18 protein-coding genes are annotated in these 17643 nt (G+C 56.5%); 3 read left to right on the top strand and 15 right to left on the bottom strand.

Features of this window, described 5'->3' with window-relative positions:
* The first annotated feature begins 130 nt into the window (after positions 1-130).
* Both citX and WIH05_RS07215 read left to right on the top strand, forming a co-directional pair.
* Entirely contained in the window at positions 131-1609 is a 1479-nt protein-coding gene (gene citX / locus WIH05_RS07210; protein ID WP_337425175.1) for a citrate lyase holo-[acyl-carrier protein] synthase, read from the top strand.
* A complete protein-coding gene (locus WIH05_RS07215; protein ID WP_337425176.1) occupies positions 1599-3341 on the top strand; it encodes an NFACT RNA binding domain-containing protein in 1743 nt (580 codons plus the stop codon). The genes citX and WIH05_RS07215 overlap by 11 nt, the downstream gene beginning before the upstream one ends.
* Positions 3342-3351: 10 nt before the next feature.
* Here WIH05_RS07215 and WIH05_RS07220 read toward each other — a convergent pair whose 3' ends face one another.
* Positions 3352-4659 carry a putative ABC transporter permease gene (locus tag WIH05_RS07220; RefSeq protein WP_337425177.1) on the bottom strand — a complete coding sequence of 436 codons (1308 nt, stop codon included), beginning with the start codon at positions 4657-4659 and terminating at the stop codon, positions 3352-3354.
* A 214-nt stretch (positions 4660-4873) separates the two neighbouring features.
* Here WIH05_RS07220 and WIH05_RS07225 point away from each other — a divergent pair, with 214 nt between their 5' ends.
* A complete protein-coding gene (locus WIH05_RS07225; RefSeq protein ID WP_022274232.1) occupies positions 4874-5368 on the top strand; it encodes a hypothetical protein in 495 nt (164 codons plus the stop codon).
* Positions 5369-5384: 16 nt separating this feature from the next.
* Here WIH05_RS07225 and WIH05_RS07230 read toward each other — a convergent pair whose 3' ends face one another.
* The 14 genes from WIH05_RS07230 to cobT form a co-directional block, all read right to left on the bottom strand.
* Positions 5385-6218: a hypothetical protein gene (locus WIH05_RS07230; RefSeq protein ID WP_022274233.1), complete on the bottom strand. Its 834-nt coding sequence runs from the start codon at positions 6216-6218 to the stop codon at positions 5385-5387.
* A gap of 1 nt (position 6219) precedes the next feature.
* A complete protein-coding gene (locus tag WIH05_RS07235; RefSeq protein WP_022274234.1) occupies positions 6220-6966 on the bottom strand; it encodes an ABC transporter ATP-binding protein in 747 nt (248 codons plus the stop codon).
* Positions 6966-7337: a GntR family transcriptional regulator gene (locus tag WIH05_RS07240; RefSeq protein WP_022274235.1), complete on the bottom strand. Its 372-nt coding sequence runs from the start codon at positions 7335-7337 to the stop codon at positions 6966-6968. The genes WIH05_RS07235 and WIH05_RS07240 overlap by 1 nt, the downstream gene beginning before the upstream one ends.
* Positions 7338-7495: 158 nt before the next feature.
* A complete protein-coding gene (locus WIH05_RS07245) occupies positions 7496-8119 on the bottom strand; it encodes a DUF47 family protein (RefSeq protein WP_022274236.1) in 624 nt (207 codons plus the stop codon).
* 12 nt (positions 8120-8131) lie between these two features.
* The gene (locus tag WIH05_RS07250) at positions 8132-9184 is read right to left on the bottom strand and encodes an inorganic phosphate transporter (protein ID WP_158357074.1); all 1053 of its coding nucleotides are present in this window, start codon (positions 9182-9184) and stop codon (positions 8132-8134) included.
* A gap of 5 nt (positions 9185-9189) precedes the next feature.
* Positions 9190-10545, bottom strand: coding sequence for a hemolysin family protein (locus WIH05_RS07255; RefSeq protein WP_337425179.1), 1356 nt, complete (start codon positions 10543-10545; stop codon positions 9190-9192).
* A 366-nt stretch (positions 10546-10911) separates the two neighbouring features.
* Positions 10912-11343, bottom strand: coding sequence for an Hsp20/alpha crystallin family protein (locus WIH05_RS07260; protein WP_022274239.1), 432 nt, complete (start codon positions 11341-11343; stop codon positions 10912-10914).
* Between the two features lie 157 nt (positions 11344-11500).
* Positions 11501-12172 carry a precorrin-8X methylmutase gene (locus WIH05_RS07265; protein ID WP_337425181.1) on the bottom strand — a complete coding sequence of 224 codons (672 nt, stop codon included), beginning with the start codon at positions 12170-12172 and terminating at the stop codon, positions 11501-11503.
* Positions 12173-12194: 22 nt separating this feature from the next.
* A complete protein-coding gene (locus WIH05_RS07270; protein ID WP_337425182.1) occupies positions 12195-13736 on the bottom strand; it encodes a cobyric acid synthase in 1542 nt (513 codons plus the stop codon).
* A gap of 20 nt (positions 13737-13756) precedes the next feature.
* Positions 13757-14725 carry an adenosylcobinamide-phosphate synthase CbiB gene (gene cbiB / locus WIH05_RS07275; protein WP_252207432.1) on the bottom strand — a complete coding sequence of 323 codons (969 nt, stop codon included), beginning with the start codon at positions 14723-14725 and terminating at the stop codon, positions 13757-13759.
* Between the two features lie 17 nt (positions 14726-14742).
* Positions 14743-15036: a hypothetical protein gene (locus tag WIH05_RS07280; protein WP_022272769.1), complete on the bottom strand. Its 294-nt coding sequence runs from the start codon at positions 15034-15036 to the stop codon at positions 14743-14745.
* A 43-nt stretch (positions 15037-15079) separates the two neighbouring features.
* Positions 15080-15712 carry a histidine phosphatase family protein gene (locus WIH05_RS07285; RefSeq protein ID WP_337425184.1) on the bottom strand — a complete coding sequence of 211 codons (633 nt, stop codon included), beginning with the start codon at positions 15710-15712 and terminating at the stop codon, positions 15080-15082.
* A 14-nt stretch (positions 15713-15726) separates the two neighbouring features.
* Positions 15727-16482, bottom strand: coding sequence for an adenosylcobinamide-GDP ribazoletransferase (locus tag WIH05_RS07290; protein WP_337425185.1), 756 nt, complete (start codon positions 16480-16482; stop codon positions 15727-15729).
* Positions 16479-17639, bottom strand: coding sequence for a nicotinate-nucleotide--dimethylbenzimidazole phosphoribosyltransferase (cobT, locus tag WIH05_RS07295; RefSeq protein ID WP_022273162.1), 1161 nt, complete (start codon positions 17637-17639; stop codon positions 16479-16481). The genes WIH05_RS07290 and cobT overlap by 4 nt, the downstream gene beginning before the upstream one ends.
* Positions 17640-17643: the final 4 nt, after the last annotated feature.

The raw sequence follows: 17643 nt of genomic DNA on the forward strand, positions 1-17643 counted from the left end.
ATCATAAGGAAAAAATGAAGTGGGTAAGTTGCCAACGATTACTTGACACAAACGAGAAAGGAATCCACAGTGGAATTTCTCCTTTTGTTATGGTATGATAAAGGGAATCATAAAAGGATGGAGGTCCGCCATGAATGAGAAACATATGCAGTACGTATTGACAGTTCTGAAGGAAGGGAGCTTTACGGGAGCGGCGAAAAGGCTGTATGTGTCCCAGCCCTCCTTAAGCCAGATCATAAAGGCCGCCGAGGCCAACCTGGGAGCGCCGATCTTCAACCGGAACACGGACCCCATCACCCTGACCCCCGCCGGAGCCCTTTACGTGAAGGCGGCCAAGCAGATCAGCACCATCTCCACCAACCTGGCCAAGCAGGTCGAGGAGCTGAGCAATGAGGAATTTGGAAAGATCCGCCTGGGGATCTCGGTCCAGAGGGGCATGGAGCTGCTCCCCTACCTCTATCCCCGGTTCAAAAGCCGCTTCCCCCACGTGGAGCTGGAGCTTCACGAACAAGGCTCAGCCACCATGGAGGAAAGCGTCCTGGAGGGCTCTGTGGGCATCGCTCTTCTGACCACCTTTCCAAAGTACGACGAATTGGTCTACGATCTGATCCAGAAGGAAAATATGGTGCTGCTGGTCAATAAAGCCTGCGCCCTGGCGGAACGGATCCGGCCGGGAACTCCCATCGACATCCGGGAGGCGGCGGATGAGGTATTCATATGCAGCCGTCAGGGCCATTCGGCCCGGACCATTCTGGATGCCCTCTGTGCCGCCAGGAATATGAAGCCGGAGATCGGCCTGGAGACCATCAGCATTGAGGTGGGAAAGTACGTGGTTGCCACCAGTCCCGTGGTCATGGCCTGTCCCGACGCCTACGCGGATACGGAAAATTCCCTCCAGTCCCCCTATTATACCTACCCCATCCTGGGAGTGGAAAATCCCCGGCATTTTTTTGCCTGCTACCGGAAGGACCTGTATCTCACAAAATATATGCGGTATCTTCTGGAGCTGCTCCACGAGGTCCGGAACCTCCCCGCCGGCCGTCACGGCCAGACGCCGGGAGCAGAGGCCCAGTCCCTCATAGGGATCCCCACAGAGCTGCCCCAGATGCTAAACGCCAGGGAGCAGCGGGCGGCCCTCCAGAACAGTCTCCTTGTCTCCTGCCGCTGTCCCCTGGTCTCCTTTACCTTAAATATCCCCGGACCTGTGAAGGTCCTGCCCCTGGTCCCCGAGGCCTTTGACGCCGGGATCTCCAAGATCGAAGATGCCCTGGCGGATCAGGGACTTCCTGTGGTCCGCAGGGAGCAGGTGATCCAGGCCACGGGACTGGAGGCCATGTGGGCCGTGGAGACGGCCGGTGCGGTACGGCTGAAAACGCTCATGGCGGCCATTGAGGACGGCGGCGGCCTGGGACGGCTGTTTGACATCGACGTTCTGGACGCCGGAGGAAAAAAGCTGTCCCGGGAGGATCTGGGACTGCCTCCAAGGAAATGCCTCCTCTGTGAACAGCCGGCCCACGCCTGTGCCAGGAGCCGTACCCATACGGTCATGGAACTGACGGAACAGATCGAATCTATATTAAGAAAGGAATTTTCACACCATGGCATTTGACGGAATCACCATTGCAAATCTGGTATATGATCTGAACCAGAAGATCGTCTCCGGCCGGATCGCAAAGATCGCCCAGCCGGAAAAGGACGAGCTTCTGCTGACCATAAAGGGGAACCGGGAGAATTTCCGGCTACTCATCTCAGCCAACGCCAGCCTCCCTCTCCTCTACTTCACTGAAACCAATAAGCCCAGCCCCATGACGGCCCCCAATTTCTGTATGCTCTTACGCAAGCACATCGCCAACGGGCGGATCCTTTCCGTGACCCAGCCAGGCTTTGAGCGCATCGTCCGCTTTGAGATCGAACATCTGGATGAAATGGGGGATCTGCGGCGGAAGTATCTGATTGTGGAGCTCATGGGAAAGCACAGCAATATCATCTTCTGCGATGAAAACGACATGATCCTGGACAGCATCAAGCATATCTCTGCCCAGGTAAGCTCGGTCCGGGAGGTGCTGCCGGGACGCACCTATTTCATCCCCCACTCCGGGGAAAAGAAAAACCCCCTGGAGATCACGGAGGAGGAATTTATCCCTCTGATCCAGGGAACGCCCCAGCCCCTGTCCAAGGCCCTCTATATGGATCTTACAGGCTTAAGCCCCGTGGCGGCGGCGGAGATCTGCCATCTGGCCTCCCTGGACGGGGACGTTTCCGCCAAGGAATTTTCCGAAGGTGAGCTGACCCACCTGTACCATGCCCTCAACTGGATCATGGACGATGTGAGGAACGGGAATTTTTCGCCCAGCATCATTTATAAGGGTGAAAAGCCCATGGAATTTTCTTCCATCCCTCTGACTATGATGGACGGCGGCCAGTACCAGAAAACGGCCTTTGATTCCGTAAGCCAGGTGCTGGAACGGTATTACGCCGAGAAAAACGCCGTATCCAGGATCCACCAGAAATCCACGGATCTGAGAAAGATCATCTCCAACGCCTTAGAGCGCAGCTACCGGAAGCTGGATCTTCAGACGAAGCAGTTAAAGGATACGGAAAAGCGGGAAAAATTCCGGATCTACGGCGAGCTTTTGAATACCTATGGCTACGGCCTGGCCGGAGGCGAGAAAAGTTTTAAATGTTTAAATTATTACGATAATACAGAGATCACCATTCCCCTGGATCCCACCCTGACAGCCCGGGAAAACGCCCAGAAATTTTTTGATAAGTACAACAAGCAGAAACGGACCTTCGAGGCCGTAACGGAGCAGCTTTCCCAGACCCGGGCGGAGATCGACCACCTGGAGTCCATCAGCACCTCCATGGACATTGCCCGGCTGGAGGAGGACCTGGTGCAGATCAAGGAGGAGCTGACGGAATACGGCTACATCCGGCGGCACTATTCCGGCGGCAAAAAGGTGAAGATCACCAGCCGCCCCTACCACTACCTGTCCTCAGACGGCTTCCACATCTATGTGGGAAAGAACAACTACCAGAACGAGGAGCTGACCTTTAAGACGGCAAACGGCGGCGACTGGTGGTTCCACGCCAAGGGAATGCCAGGCTCCCATGTGATCGTAAAAACAGAGGGAAAGGAGCTGCCGGACCGGGTGTTCGAGGAGGCCGGAGCCCTGGCGGCCTACTATTCCAGAGGCCGGGAAAACGATAAGGTGGAGATCGACTACATCCAGAGAAAAAATCTGAAAAAAGTCCCCGGCGCGGCTCCGGGCTTCGTGGTATACCATACCAACTATTCCCTTCTGGCCACGCCGGGGATCCCGGTGCGCGAGGTGAAATAAACCGTCTCCTCTATTCTACTTTGATGGCGTTGGGGTAGATCCGGACCAGACGATCATCGCCAAAGCGCTCGTCCATCACCTGCTGCCAGTAGGCCTCTGCCGCCACGCCCCGGCTCCTCTCATCGCTTCTCCACAGGGCCATAAAGGAAACGGCCATGTTGACGGTCATGAAAACGATTAGGAGCCAGACCAGAGGCTTCCCGGCCTTTGCCGGGATCCTCTCGATCCATCTGGAAAATACGGGATACAGCCCCTTAAACCACACCACAGCTGCAATGCCCCAGAAAAAGCAGTACAGGAGGTTGATCCGGCCTCCCAGGTTAAAGGGGATCTTACTGTAATCCCAGAATACCGTTCCGAACATCATTTCTGTAAACACACTGCACAGATACTCGTAAGCGCCTCCCAGGACCGTACCCATGAGGAACAGGAACCGGTCGGAGCTGTCCTTGTACCGGTAGAGGAGCACCGTCACCAGGGCGATGGCCAGGCCCCAGACGATGCTGAAGGGTCCCCAGACCAGACTGCTGCGGCTCATCCAGACGCCGGCCGTGATCCGGCAGAATACGGTCTCCGTCAGATCTCCCAGGACACAGCCGATGACGAACAGAAGAAAGATCTTATAAAAGCTGCACCCGGCGGCAAAGCCTTCTGCACTGGCTGTTTTAAGCTCCTTCTCCTCTCCAGCTGTCCGCTCCCTGGGATACGCCCGCTCCAGACGCCGGTTCACCAGAGAGGACAGCCGAAGCTCCAGCCTTACGCTTAAGGACGCGAACAGAGAATCCACTGACTGCCACTGTTCGATCCTTCGGGTCTTTCCCGTAAGGATCAGCACCGTAGCCAGCATATCCGCCGCCAGGGCCAGCAAAAGAATCCATAAAAGGATCTTTCCAAGGCTTCCGGGCAGCAGGGCGAACAGCCGCGTCAGCAGGGGATTCCCCCATCTGAACGCCAGAACGCCCAGAACGCCCCAGACTGCGGAGGCAGGAACACAGATATATCCGTCCAGGTTCCACGGGAGTCCGGAATAGTCCCACCATTTTTCGTGGTACAGCCACTCCAGCACATGACCGGCGATCCACTGGGTCAGGGTCGCCAGGATCACGATCCCCGCAAAAAGCCAGAAGCCAGAAAGCTCACGGCAGGAAAGGGTCATGGCCGCTGCCGCCGCGCCATAGGTCACGCATAAGGGGCCGTTTACCAGTCCCCGGTTCACAAAGGTTCTTTTTTTCACTGCCGCTGCCACAGTTTCCAGGATCCATCCTGCGAAGGAATATGCGAAGAACAGCCACAGCAGCTCATAAAATGTATACGTCATACGCACACCTCCCTGACAGAGATTGTACCAGATTTTTCCCCTCCTATTTATAAAACTTTCATGAACTCTTTTCATTCCTCCCGTTTCTGACGGCTATCCGACGCCAGGGCCGTTTTCTGCTCCTTGCGCCCCTTTCTCCTTCCATGTATAATGATCACAAGATTCCTGCTCCATAGAAACATGTCAACATTCCCATCGGAAAAGTGAGGTTGTTATGAATCCAATCTTTTTAAACAGTCCCTCCGGCCAGATCCATATGAAGCCCATGGACGAGATCTTCTGGCTGGACTGGAGCTTTCTGGAAAAGAACCGGGACCACTTTTCCTATACAAAGCATATGATCGCGTTCCGAAAGGCCCACGACGTGATCCGGAAGCCCTCCGGCGTCTGCTCCCTGGGCCTTCCGAATATAAAGGTGATCCCTCCCGACGGCTCCACCCATGTGCTGGCAGTGCTGTATTCCGGCAGGAACCGGACGGATACGGCAGACGATCTGGTCTGTCTGGCAGTGAACGTATACTGGGAGCCCCAGGCTTTTCTCCTTCCCATGGTATCTAAATCTCTGAAATGGAAGGTGGAGGCCGATACAGCAGGAACGTATCTCAAAGGCCATATGCCGTCCTCCCATGAGCCGCCCTGTCTCATCTCTTCTCCACAGATCACCCTGGAGTCCCGGTCCGTTCTGGTATTCACGGCAGCCCCGGCTTAAGCCGGGACCCGTCCGCCTACTCCAGGTTCAGATGATGCTTCAGAAGATACTCCGTTCCCAGGGCCTCAGTCAGGATCTGGAATACCTGCCAGAGCAGGAATGCACAGCCGGTCACATGGATCGCCGCCGTCATATCCATCCTCTCCAGCACCGGCTCCCACAGCGGATACGTCTGGAGCAGCGCCGTCATTATAATAGAAAAGACAGAGCTGATGCCCACATAGGCCAGCACAGAGAAGGCCACTCTGTGGTTTCCCGCCAGCTGGCCCAGGGCCATGGCCAGGTAAAAATGGTACACCGTGGCAAACCAGGCTGCGATCATGGCCAGGAGACCCTCCAGAAAGAACAGGATCACATGGACCGTCATCCCGGCATCCTCCTTAAAGCCGGCCCCGATGAGCTTAAAGCATTCCGCCAGGAATCCAGGCACTGCCTTAAGGAAGGTCAGCTCACCCGCCAGGATCCCGATGGAAAAAATCCCTACTATCAGGGAGATATGGATCATCAGCACTGCGGCCAGAGCCTTGGCCAGGACGATCTTCCAGGACTCCACCGGCAGGGTGAACATCAGATATCCCTCCTCCTTTAAAAGCCCCTTATAAAACCGCTGGATCACCGGAAGCACGGTCATCACTCCCAGGGCCGCCAGCACGGCGGCGTACAAGGCGCCGGTAAACCAGGGGATCAGCTCCAGGAACGGAGAATCCAGGAGCTCTGTCCGTCCGGCTTCCGGAACGATCACATGAAACATCAGCGCATTGAGGACCGTGACCGCCAGCACCGCCCCGTACACAGGGAACAGGCTGCGCATCATGGCCGTCCATTCATATTTAAAAAGCTTCCGGAACATCTTATCTCTCTCCTTCCCTTCCATGGGTATCCCAGTCCATTGCTCCCATGGGCACTGCAAAGATCTCTCTGAACATGGTGTCCACGGATTTTTTCTCCTGCTCCCGGATACGGTCCACCGGATCCTGGCGCACCACCTGCCCTTCCTTTAAAAAGATCACCTCGTCCAGGACCTTCTCGATATCGGCGATCAGATGGGTGGACAGGATCACCGACGCATCCTCAGAATAATTGGTAAGAATGGTCCTCAGGATAAAATCCCTGGCCGCCGGATCCACGCCGCCGATGGGCTCGTCTAAAAGATACAGCTTCGCCTTCCGGCTCATGACCAGGGCCAGCTGGACCTTTTCCTTTGTTCCCTTGGACAGGCTCTTCATCCGCTCTGAGCCAGAGATCTCCAGGCGCTCCAGCATATCCTCCGCCGTCTCCAGGCGGAAATCCGTGTAAAAATCCCGAAACATACGGACCATATCGGAGACCCGCATCCAGTCGGCAAAGTACATCCGGTCCGGCAGATAAGATACGATGGATTTTGTATACACTCCCGGCTCCTGCCCGTCGATCCGTATAGAGCCTCCCTCGGGCCTCAAAAGCCCGTTGGCCAGCTTAATAAGAGTGGTCTTTCCGGAGCCGTTGGGGCCCAGAAGACCAACGATCTTCCCGCTTTCCACCGAAAGATCCACCTGTTTTAAGGCCTCGCGTTTTCCAAAACGCTTTGTGAGGCCGCTGCATTCCAGCAAAACGCCCATTACGCCTCTCCCTCCTTTAATGCATCCTCCAGCACGGCCCGGATCTCATCTCCGGTGTATCCCAGATCCCGCATTTTTTCCAGGAACCATGCCACCTGCTCCTTTACAAGTCCTGTCCGCAGGGCTTTGATCGTCTCCATATCGTTTGTCACACACCTTCCCGCTGTTCTGTTGGCCACAGCCAGCCCCCGGCTCTCCAGGTCTGCCATGGCCCTCTGCATAGTATTGGGGTTCACCCCCGCCTCTGCCGCCAGCTCCCGCACTGAGGGGAGCCGCTCTCCCGGCCCGTACACCCCGGCAGCGATCTGCGACGCCACCAGGTCCGACAGCTGGGACCATATGGGCCTGTCGTCTGTCAGCTTCCATTCCATTTCCTCACTCCTTATCTTCTTTTCTGGCTGCTGTCTTTTTGTATTATTGTATTGTTGTATTATTTACTTAATACAGTTATACAAGAAAAGATCCTGCATGTCAAGAGGTTTTTTCATTCCTCCCGGATACAGGATCCTGTCTGTTCTTTCTGGAACCTTTATGAATTTTTCATGACCACGCTCTCCACCACGTCGGCGGCATGCTCGCAGGCATCGGCGCATTTTTCCAGATAGCTGTAGATCTCCCTCCATGCGATGACGGCCAGCACGTCCTTTTCCTCTGAATGAAGGCTGTGCATGCTGGCGATATACAGCCGGTCTGCCTCCTCCTCCAGGGAATTGATCTGGATGATCCGGTCCTTTAACTCTTTAGAACGGCGGAAGTTGGCGAACTCCCGCATGAGGCCGCAGACCTCCTCGCAGCACTGGATCACCAGCTCCAGCATCTTTAAGGCTTCCGGCCGGATGGCCTTTACATTGTTGATATAAATACGGATGAACACCTCCTCGATCTTATCGGTGAGATCGTCGATCTGCTCGCTTAAGGCCGCGATGTCCTCCCGCTCGATGGGAGTGATAAAGGCTTTGGTGAGCCGGTCGCTGAGCTCATGCTTTTTCATGTCGGCCTCATGCTCGATCTTATGAAGCTCGTCCAGCCGCATCCTGGTGTCCTCCGGCTTAAAATCGGACAGGATCTCCTTTAAAAGATGGGCGGCCTGACAGGAATATCCGGCGCATTCAATAAAGTTCTGAAAATAAAAATCGTCCTGTTTTTTCGACATATGCTTTCTCCTTTAAAAGATGTACATGAATATTTTTGCCATAATAAAGCTGATGAGGCCGCAGCCAGGGAAGGTGAAGATCCAGGTGAGCACCATATCCTTTACGACGCCAAAGTTGATGGCCGAGATCCGCTTCACCGCTCCCACGCCCATGATGGCGCTGGTCTTTGTGTGGGTGGTGGACACCGGGATCCCGAACAGGCTGGAATAAAGAAGGCAGAGGGCGCCGGATACGTCGGCGGCAAAGCCCTGGTACCGCTCCAGCTTTACCATGTCCATGCCCACGGATTTAATGATCTTTTCTCCGCCCACGCTGGTTCCCAGGGCCATGACCACGCTGCATAAGAGCATGAGCCACACCGGGATCTCCATGCCGCTTACGGAATTCTGGCCATGGGCAAAGGCGGCCCCTAAAAACAGGACGCCGATGAATTTCTGGCCGTCCTGGGCCCCGTGCATGAAGCTCATGGCCGCGGCTCCGGCGATCTGGGCAAAGCCGAAGAACCGGTTGGTCCTGCGCCGGTCCATGTCCCGGCAGATGAAGGAGATGATCTTACATACCACCCAGCCGGTGCCGAAGCCCAGCACCAGGCTCAGCACAAGGCCGTAAAGGACCTTGACCCACTCGGCCCCGTTGATGCCGCCGGTGCCGTGCTGGATGGCGATGGCCGCTCCCGAAAGACCGGCGATGAGGCTGTGGCTCTCGCTGGTGGGGATCCCGAAAATGGACGCCCCCACGCTGTATACGACAATGGAGAGCAGGGCCGCGCAGAGGGCGACCAGCGCGTTCTGGGTGCTGTCTCCGAAGTCCACCATATTGCTGATGGTGGAGGCCACGGAGCTGTTGATCTGGGTCATGATGAACACGCCCAGGAAATTAAAGAAGGCGCTCATGATGATGGCGTTTCTGGCGCTTAGGCACCGGGTGGTCACGCAGGTGGCGATGGCGTTGGGCGCATCGGTCCACCCGTTTACGAAGATCACCCCCAGGGTGAACAGGGTCGTTACAAGAAGCGCCGGGTTTTCCAGAAGCTCTCCCAGAAAACCAGTAAATGACAGATCCATACCGTTTATTCCTTTCCTGTTTTATCCTGGGAAACGGCAGGGCCGTCCCCCGGCGTCCCGGGATCCGCAGGGAGTTTTTCCGCCACGGCCCAGTCCACCATATGGTTTTTTACATTTTTTATCTGTATTTTCAATCCGGGGACCTGGACCTCAAAATGCTCACCATCGGCCGGGATCCGATCGATCAGTCCCCAGACATACCCATTGAAGGTATCGTAATCCTCCCGGGGAAGGACGATCTTAAGGGCGTCCTCCACCTCGTCCAGGGGAGCCGAGCCCTGGATCCGCCAGCAGTTTTCTGAGATCTGCCGGATCTCCTCAGGCCGTTGCTCTTCGTCCTCCGTTTCCAGGTCGCCCACCAGCTCCTCCACCAGGTCGTGAAGGGTCACGATGCCGGTGACGCTGCCGTATTCGTCCAGAAGCACGGCGAAATACTTCCGCTCCTTTTTCATGGCAGAGAGCAGGGAATGGGCCCGCATGGTCTCCGGCACCAGAAACGGCCGGTCCACGGCGTGCTCCATTAAGGACTCTCTGGAGCGGTCCTTCAGGCGGAAATAATCCCTGGTGTCCAGGATCCCGATGACATTGTCCCGGTTCTCCCGGCATACAGGGAAGTATGTAAACCGGGATTCCAGGATGGTCTGGTCCCAGACCGCATCCTCGTCCTCCATATGGAGGAACACCACGTCCTTTCTGTGGGTCCCGGCCTGCTCTGCCGGAGTATCGTCAAACTCGAACACGTTCTGGATCATCTGGCTTTCCTCCGGCCGGATGGTCCCCTGCTCCCGGCCCTCGGCCAACATCATGCGGATCTCCTCCTCGGTCACCACCTCGTCCTCTTCCTCCGGATCGACGCCCAGGAGCCTTAAGATCTGGTTGGTGGAAAAGGTTAAGAGCCACACCACCGGCTTGCAGAGTTTCCAGACGCCGAACAGCATGCCGGACATGCCCAGGGCCATGGAATCCGGCTTTTTCATGGCGATCCGCTTGGGCACCAGCTCGCCGAACACAAGGCTGAAATAGGTCAGCGCCAGGGTGATGAGTACCACGGATACCGAATGAAGGACGTTTTCCGGCACCGGAACGCCAAGGCCCATGAGAAGGGCCACCAGGGGACCTGCAAAGTTTTCTGCTGCAAAGGCGCCGCCCATGAGTCCCGCCAGGGTGATGGCCACCTGGATCGTGGCCAGGAACCGGGCCGGCTGTTCCGTCAGGGCCGTGAGCTTCTTTGCCCGCTTATCTCCGTCGTGGGTCATGCGCTTTAATTTCGCGTCGTTCATGGAGATCACAGCGATCTCCGCACTGGCAAACACTGCGTTTCCAAAAATTAAAAGAATCTGTAATAGGATTGCTCCGATCATGGTTTTATGTAATTTTTCTCCTTTCATGGGGACGTAAATTTTTCCCGCTGTCACATCCGCCGCCGCGGAATGGGAACATGGCCTGCTTAAACGCAAAAAGGTACAGCCTGCAAGCATGTTCATCTCCCAGACTATACCTCTTTATTCCATAAAACGCATGGAGCCTATTCTGTTTTTCCTGTGTCCGTCTCCGTTTGAACCGCCGTCCATGCAGCCGATCACTCCTTTTTTATAAAATCTAAAATGTCTGTAAAATCTGTGTAAAAAAGACGCAGATCTCTTTTAAAAATATCATAACCCGGGAAAGAAGTCAATGGAACGCCGCCAGTCTTAACGGCTTCTTTGCCTCTTTCCCGTTTGTTTTCATCAGCCCTCGATGCTGATGAATTTCCGTTCCTCTTCCTCCGGCTTCTTTGCTTCCTTTTTGGGAACCAGAAGCTTTAAGACGCCGTTCTCAAACCTGGCCCGGATATCCTCTCTTGTGATCTCCTCGCCCACATAAAACTTTCTGCTGCATGAGCCGGCAAACCGTTCCCTGCGGATATATCTCCCTGCCGTCTCTTCCGTATTTTTATTGGATACGGCGGTGATGGTCAGGGTGCCGTCCTTTAATTCTGCCTGGATATCCTCCTTTTTGCAGCCCGGCAGGTTGATATCCAGCTCAAAGCCGCCCTCGTACTCCCGGATATCCGTTTTCATCAGATCGCAGGACACTTCCTTTTCGTACTGCTTCTGGGGCCGTTCAAGGGTGAAAAAGTCATCAAATAAGTTTTCTCCAAAAATGCTGGGCATTAACATAGATCATCGCTCCTTATCTTAAATGGTATTTATATCTGGATCCCTGGTTCCCTTTGGAACTGGTTCTGTTATACCACTTTTATTAGCACTCGTCAATATTGAGTGCTAATAATTTTGTGAAAACTTTATAAACTATTTCTGTCCCGGCTCTTTTGTCTCAGACCTTCCGGTCGTATAGAAGGGCGTTGCAGATGGCGGCGGCCACGTTGCTGCCGCCCTTTCTTCCTCTTGCCACGATACAGGGCACTCCTGCGGAAAGGATCAGCTCCTTGGCCTCCACCACGTTTACAAAGCCCACCGGCACCCCCACCACCAGACGGGGACGGATCTCTCCGGTGCGGATCTTTTCATACAGCCGCATCAGGGCCGTGGGGGCGTTGCCTACGGCGTAGATGCAGTCCGGATACAGCCTGGCGGCCTTGTCCACACTGACCGCCGACCGGGTGATCCCGGACTCCCTGGCGGCCTCCTTCACGTCCTCGTCCCCGATGAAACAGCGGACCTGGACGCCGTGGGCAGCGGCCGCCGTTTTATTGATCCCGGAGGCGGCCATGGTGGTGTCGGTGATGATGGGGATGCCGGAGGCCAGAGCCTCCCGGCCCTTTGATACGGCGTCCTCTGAAAAATACAGGCTTTCCTTATAGGAAAAATCCGCCGTGGTGTGGATCACCCGGCAGAGCACCGGAAGCTGGTCTTGGGGGCAGGCTTTTAAAAACTCCTGTCCCAGCTCTTCTTTTATGATGGCAAAGCTGGCCGCCTCGATCTCCGACGGCCGGGTCGTAAGGAACCGGATCCCGGTCTCCCTGCAGAGCGTTTCTGTCCATTCCATAAGCTTTCTCCTTTTTTCTCACTCACAGCCTGCGGTCCAGGATCCCGTAGATCCGGTCCATATCCAGATTTTCCCTTAGGATCCCCGCCAGCTTTTTATACTGCTCTTCCTTATGGGCAGCCATGGAAAACTCTCCGGCTTTCGGAAGCTTGTCCATAGAAATGCCGTATTTTCCAGCCAGCAGCTCCCACACGGCCCTCTGGATCTCCTGGGAATCAAAAAATCCATGGACGTAGGTTCCTGCCGCACGGCCCTGGATGCAGCCGTCCTCCTTTAAGACAGCTCCGGCCGGATCCGTTTCTTTCCGGATGCCGGTACACGGCCTTCCTCCGGCCCTTTTTGTCTCTCCCATATGGATCTCATATCCTGTGATGCCGGGATCTGCGGCTCCTCCCCACTCCTCAAACACCCAGGCGTTCCCCGTCACCCGGGTCCTGGTCTTCTCCCTGGAAAACACCGTTTCCACTGGAAGGAGCCCGAGCCCCCGGAGCGTTCCGCCCTCCTCAATACCGAATGGATCCGAAAGCCGCATCCCCAGCATCTGGAAGCCGCCGCAGACGCCGAACACGAAGCAGCCTTCTCCGTATTTTCTTAAAATGGCCGCCTCCATCCCCGTTTCCCTGATCCACTTCAGATCGCCCATGGTATTTTTCGTGCCTGGAAGGATCACCAGGTCTGCGGCTGAAAGCTCCTCCGGCCGGTCTGCATAATAAAGGGCCACGCCGGGAAGATGCTCCAGGGCATTGAAGTCCGTAAAATTGGAGATCCTGGGAAGCCGCACCACGGCGATCCTGGCAAAGGCCTTTCTTCCATTCCGGTCCATGGCCGTATCCTTTGCCCAGAGCCGGTCTGCCAGGCTGTCCTCGTCGTCCAGATCCACGTCCATATATGGGACCACGCCCGCCACCGGAATGGGACACCGCTCATACAGCATGGAAAGGCCGGGCTTTAAGATCTCCTTATCTCCCCGGAATTTATTGATGATAAAGGCACGGATCCTGGCCCGCTCCCGGTCGGACAGCAGGGCCGCCGTCCCGTAAAGCTGGGCGAATACGCCGCCCCGGTCAATGTCTCCCGCCAGCAGCACCGGCGCGTCGATGAGCTCCGCCAGGCCCATGTTGACAATGTCGTTTTCCCGGAGGTTGATCTCCGCCGGGCTTCCGGCTCCCTCCACCACGATCACGTCAAACCGCTCTGCCAGGCTGTCGTATGCCCTTTTGATCTCCGGGATCAGGCTTTTTTTCATCTTAAAATATTCTGCCGCCGAATAATTTCCCAGTACCTCCCCGTTGACGATCACCTGGGAGCCCATATGGGAGGTGGGCTTTAAAAGCACCGGGTTCATGGCCGCCTCGGGACGGATCCCGGCCGCCTCTGCCTGCATCACCTGGGCCCTCCCCATTTCCAGGCCTTCTTCTGTAATATACGAATTGAGGGCCATGTTCTGGGACTTAAAGGGGGCCACCGATAAGCCGTCCTCCTTAAATATCCTGCAAAGTCCCGCCGCCAGGAAGCTTTTTCCCGCGCTGGACATGGTTCCCTGTATCATGATCACCCGGCTCATACGTTCCTCCTCGTCTGTTTTTATGATCGGATCCCCGCCAGGACCAGGACCGCCGCCAGGGCTGCCGCCCAGGCAGCTCCGTACATGAGACGGCAGGCCCTGGGGATATCCTCCGCCTCCACCGGCCTTTTATCATCCCCGATGGTCTTTTTCTTATAAAGGGTCCCAAAATACCAGGCGTCTCCTGCCAGCTGTACATGGAGGACGCCGGCGCACACGGCCTCTGTCTGGGCGGAGTTGGGGCTGGCGTGGTTAAAGCGGTCCCGGAAAAAGATCCGCATTCCTTCCCGCCAGTCCATGCCCAGGACCGCCGCCGCCAGGACCATCAGCCCGGCAGAAAGCCTGGCCGGAAGGAAGTTGGCCAGATCGTCAAGCTTTGCCGCCGCCCGGCCAAAATACAGGTACGCTTCGTTTTTGTACCCCACCATGGAATCCATGGTATTCACAGCCTTGTAGACCCACCCAAGGACGGGGCCGCCCAGGGCCAGATAAAAAAGCGGGGCGATGACCCCGTCCGAGGTATTTTCTGCCACGGTCTCCACCGCAGCCTTTGTGACGCCTGCCTCTGAAAGACGCTCCGTATCCCGGCCCACGATCATGGACACTGCCCTTCTGGCTCCGGGAAGATCCCCTTTCTTCAGCTCCTGATAGACCTTCATGCTTTCTGTCTGAAGGGATCTGGCTGCCAGGAGCTGGTAGCAGAGGACCGCCGATACAGCCAGGTACAGCCAGGCCGAAACCTCCCGGCACAGGGCCAGGAGAGCCCACACGGCTCCTCCGGTGATCCCGCATACCGCCGCAACCAGAAAAAGGCCTCCCAGAAGAAGCCCTTTTTCCGTTTTTTTACATATTTTCCTTAAAACCGCTTCCAGCCGTCCAATGAGCCAGCCGATGAGACGCACCGGATGGTAAAGGAACTGTGGATCTCCCAGGACCCAGTCCAGCAGAAACCCCAGGGCTGCCGCCCAGGCCCAGATCATTCTGTCCATAAATTCACGTTTTTCCTTTATTTCAGATATTTTTCGTTATTTTTATATGTGATATAAATGGTATACAGAGTCAGCCCTAAAAAGATCACCAGGCATAAGGTGGGAAGGAAGATCTTTTCGTAATACATGGCGAACACGGCCAGATCCAGTCCCCAGAGGATCTTCGTAAAGCCCTCCACCTTGCACCAGGCGGCCCTTCCCTCATCCTCAATAAGGATCTTGGACCGGATGGGAACGTAGATCCCTCCTGTTACCAGAGCGCCGTAGATCAGAAGACCCAGACTGATGATCAGTAAAAATGGAGCTATCATGTTTGCTACCTGCCTTTCTCTTATTTCGTATCCTTAAAGTATACTATATAATTGAAATTTCCGCAACATCTGTCAGACAGAAATGGCCGTTCTCCTCCCCGGTCCGGCAGAGATACCCAGAAAGGCAGCCGGTCTGCCAGGAATAATACTCCCGCTCCGGCCGGCCAAAGGCCTCCAGCACGGCCATGATGGAGCCGCCGTGGATCACGAACACCGCCGTACCGTCTGTTTTCTCCGTAAGGGTACGCACCTCCTGCCGGAAGGCGTCTGCACACCGGCGTTTGAACTGCGCCACGGCCTCGCCTTCCGGGAACCCGTCTGTTCCGCCGGAATCGATGAACCGCTGGTAATCCGCATCCCCGGAAAGCTCTCTGTAATTTTTGTACTCGAACCGGCCAAAGTCACATTCCGAAAGGCCGGGCACCAGACGGACGGGAACGCCCGAAAAGTCCTTTTCCGGAAAAACCAGGGCTGCCGTCTCCAGGCACCGCCTCATGGGGCTTGCGTACACCGCCGCCACCGGGCCCAGAAGCCCGTAAAGAAGCTGCTTCCGCTTCTCCGAGGTCTGCCGGAGCGCCTGTATGGCCGCCTCCGTAAGCCCCTCGTCGGTCCTTCCCACATACCGCTTTTCCAGATTGCCCGCCGTCTCCCCGTGGCGGAGAAGAAGGATCCTCATAAAACGCCTCCTGTCTATGAAATCGCCAGATGGCAGACCGCCGCCGCCAGTACCATAAAAAGCTCACAAAGCTGTAAAAAATACCCGGCCAGGTCCCCGGTGACGCCTCCGAACTCCCGGAACACCATCCGCCTGTAATATAAAAATGCCAGGACGGCCCCAAGGGCCGCCGCCGCCCCGCAAAGGCCGCCCAGAAGGATCATGGCCCCGGCGGAAACCGCCATATAAAATACCATGGAGGCCGCCACCAGCCGTCTTCTGGAATCCTTCATGAAATCCGCCAGCATCCCGTGCTCCCTGGCTCCGGGAAATACCGCTGCCGCCAGCCCGCTTAAAGCCCGGGACAGGACGAATCCGGCAGACACGGCTGCCGCCCCCCGGACCGGAAGCTCCGAACAGCCGCCGCAGTATAAAAGCAGGTACAGCCCTCCTCCGGTGACTGCAAAGGCCCCCGCATGGGTATCCTTTAAGATCTGAAGCTTTTTCTCCCGGTCTCCCCAGGAGGCCCTAGCGTCACAGGTATCTAAAAAGCCGTCCATATGGATGCCTCCCGTTGCCAGGAGCGGCACGGCAGTCAGAAGCGCCCCTTTAAAAACAGGCCCTGCCCCTGACCATTCCATAAAAAGATATACCAGGAAAAATACAGCCCCTGCCAGGACCCCAACCAGAGGAAAGAAGCACATGGCCTTTTTCCGGTCCTCCTCCTCCCAGACAAAATCCGGCACCGGGAGCCTGGAGTACATGGAAAAGGCCATCAGAAGGGCCTTCATGACCGGCCTCCCTTTTTGGCCCCATAGTCCACATAGGATTCCACATGGATCTCCGAAAACGTGCTCATGTTTTCATAGACCATGGCGCCCATTTTTAAAAGAGGCAGAAGGGCCACAGCCCCGCTCCCCTCTCCCAGGTGCATCCCGCAGTCCAGAGGGGCCTTTAATCCCAGCTGGTCCATCACCAGACGTCCCCCAGGCTCTGAAGATACATGAGAGGCCAGGAGGAAGTCCTTCACGTCCCGGCACATGAGCACCGCCAAAAGCGCCGCCGCCGATGAGATGAAGCCGTCGATCACCGCAGGAAGCCTGTACGCGGCGGCTCCCAGGAACAGTCCGGCCATGGCGGCGATATCAAAGCCTCCCAGCTCCGTAAGAAGAAGGAGCGCGTCCCGGGGCTCTGCGGAAGCCTCCCAGGAAAACTCCTTATACCTGGGATACTGCCGGAAAAACCGCTCGCAGGCCGCCTCCACGGCCTTCTGTTTTCTTAAAAGCCCCTGATCCGAGAGACCGGCCCCCCGTCCGGTGACCAGCCTGGGAGAGGCTCCCGTAAGGACCGAGGCCAGGGCGCTGGCCGGGGTGGTGTTCCCGATGCCCATTTCTCCGGAGGCCAGGATCCCATAGCCCATCTGCTTCAGATCCCGGGCCAGGAACGCCCCCGCCAGGAGCGCTCTTTCGCACTGGTCCCCGGTCATGGCCGCCTCTCTCACCAGGTTCCGGCTTCCGGCTCCGGCTCTCCGGTTTAAGAGCACAAAGGGGGCCGGGGCCTCTTTGCCGGAGCCGTCCCAGAGCCGTCCTTCTCCTGTCATGCCCACGTCCACCGGGAACACGTCGGTTCCCGACACCCGGCACATACAGGTCACCGAGGTCTGGCCTTTTGTGAAATTCTCTGCCACAATCCGGGTGACCTCCTGGCCTGTCTGGGTCACGCCCTCCTCCACCACTCCGTGGTCGGCGCACATGACTGCCAGGGCGCTTTTTTCCAGAGGGATCCGTTCTGCGTTTCCCAGGATCCCGGCGATCTTTATAATGTCCTCCTCCAGGATCCCCAGGCTTCCGATGGGCTTTGCCACTGAATTCCACCGGAGCCTGGCCGCCTCCATGGCTTTCTGGTCCGCCGGGCGGATCTCTGAAAGGAGTTCAAAAATTTTTTTCATATCT

It is taken from the genome of Alitiscatomonas sp., from assembly GCF_037242085.1.
GTDB lineage: Bacteria > Bacillota > Clostridia > Lachnospirales > Lachnospiraceae > Alitiscatomonas > Alitiscatomonas aceti.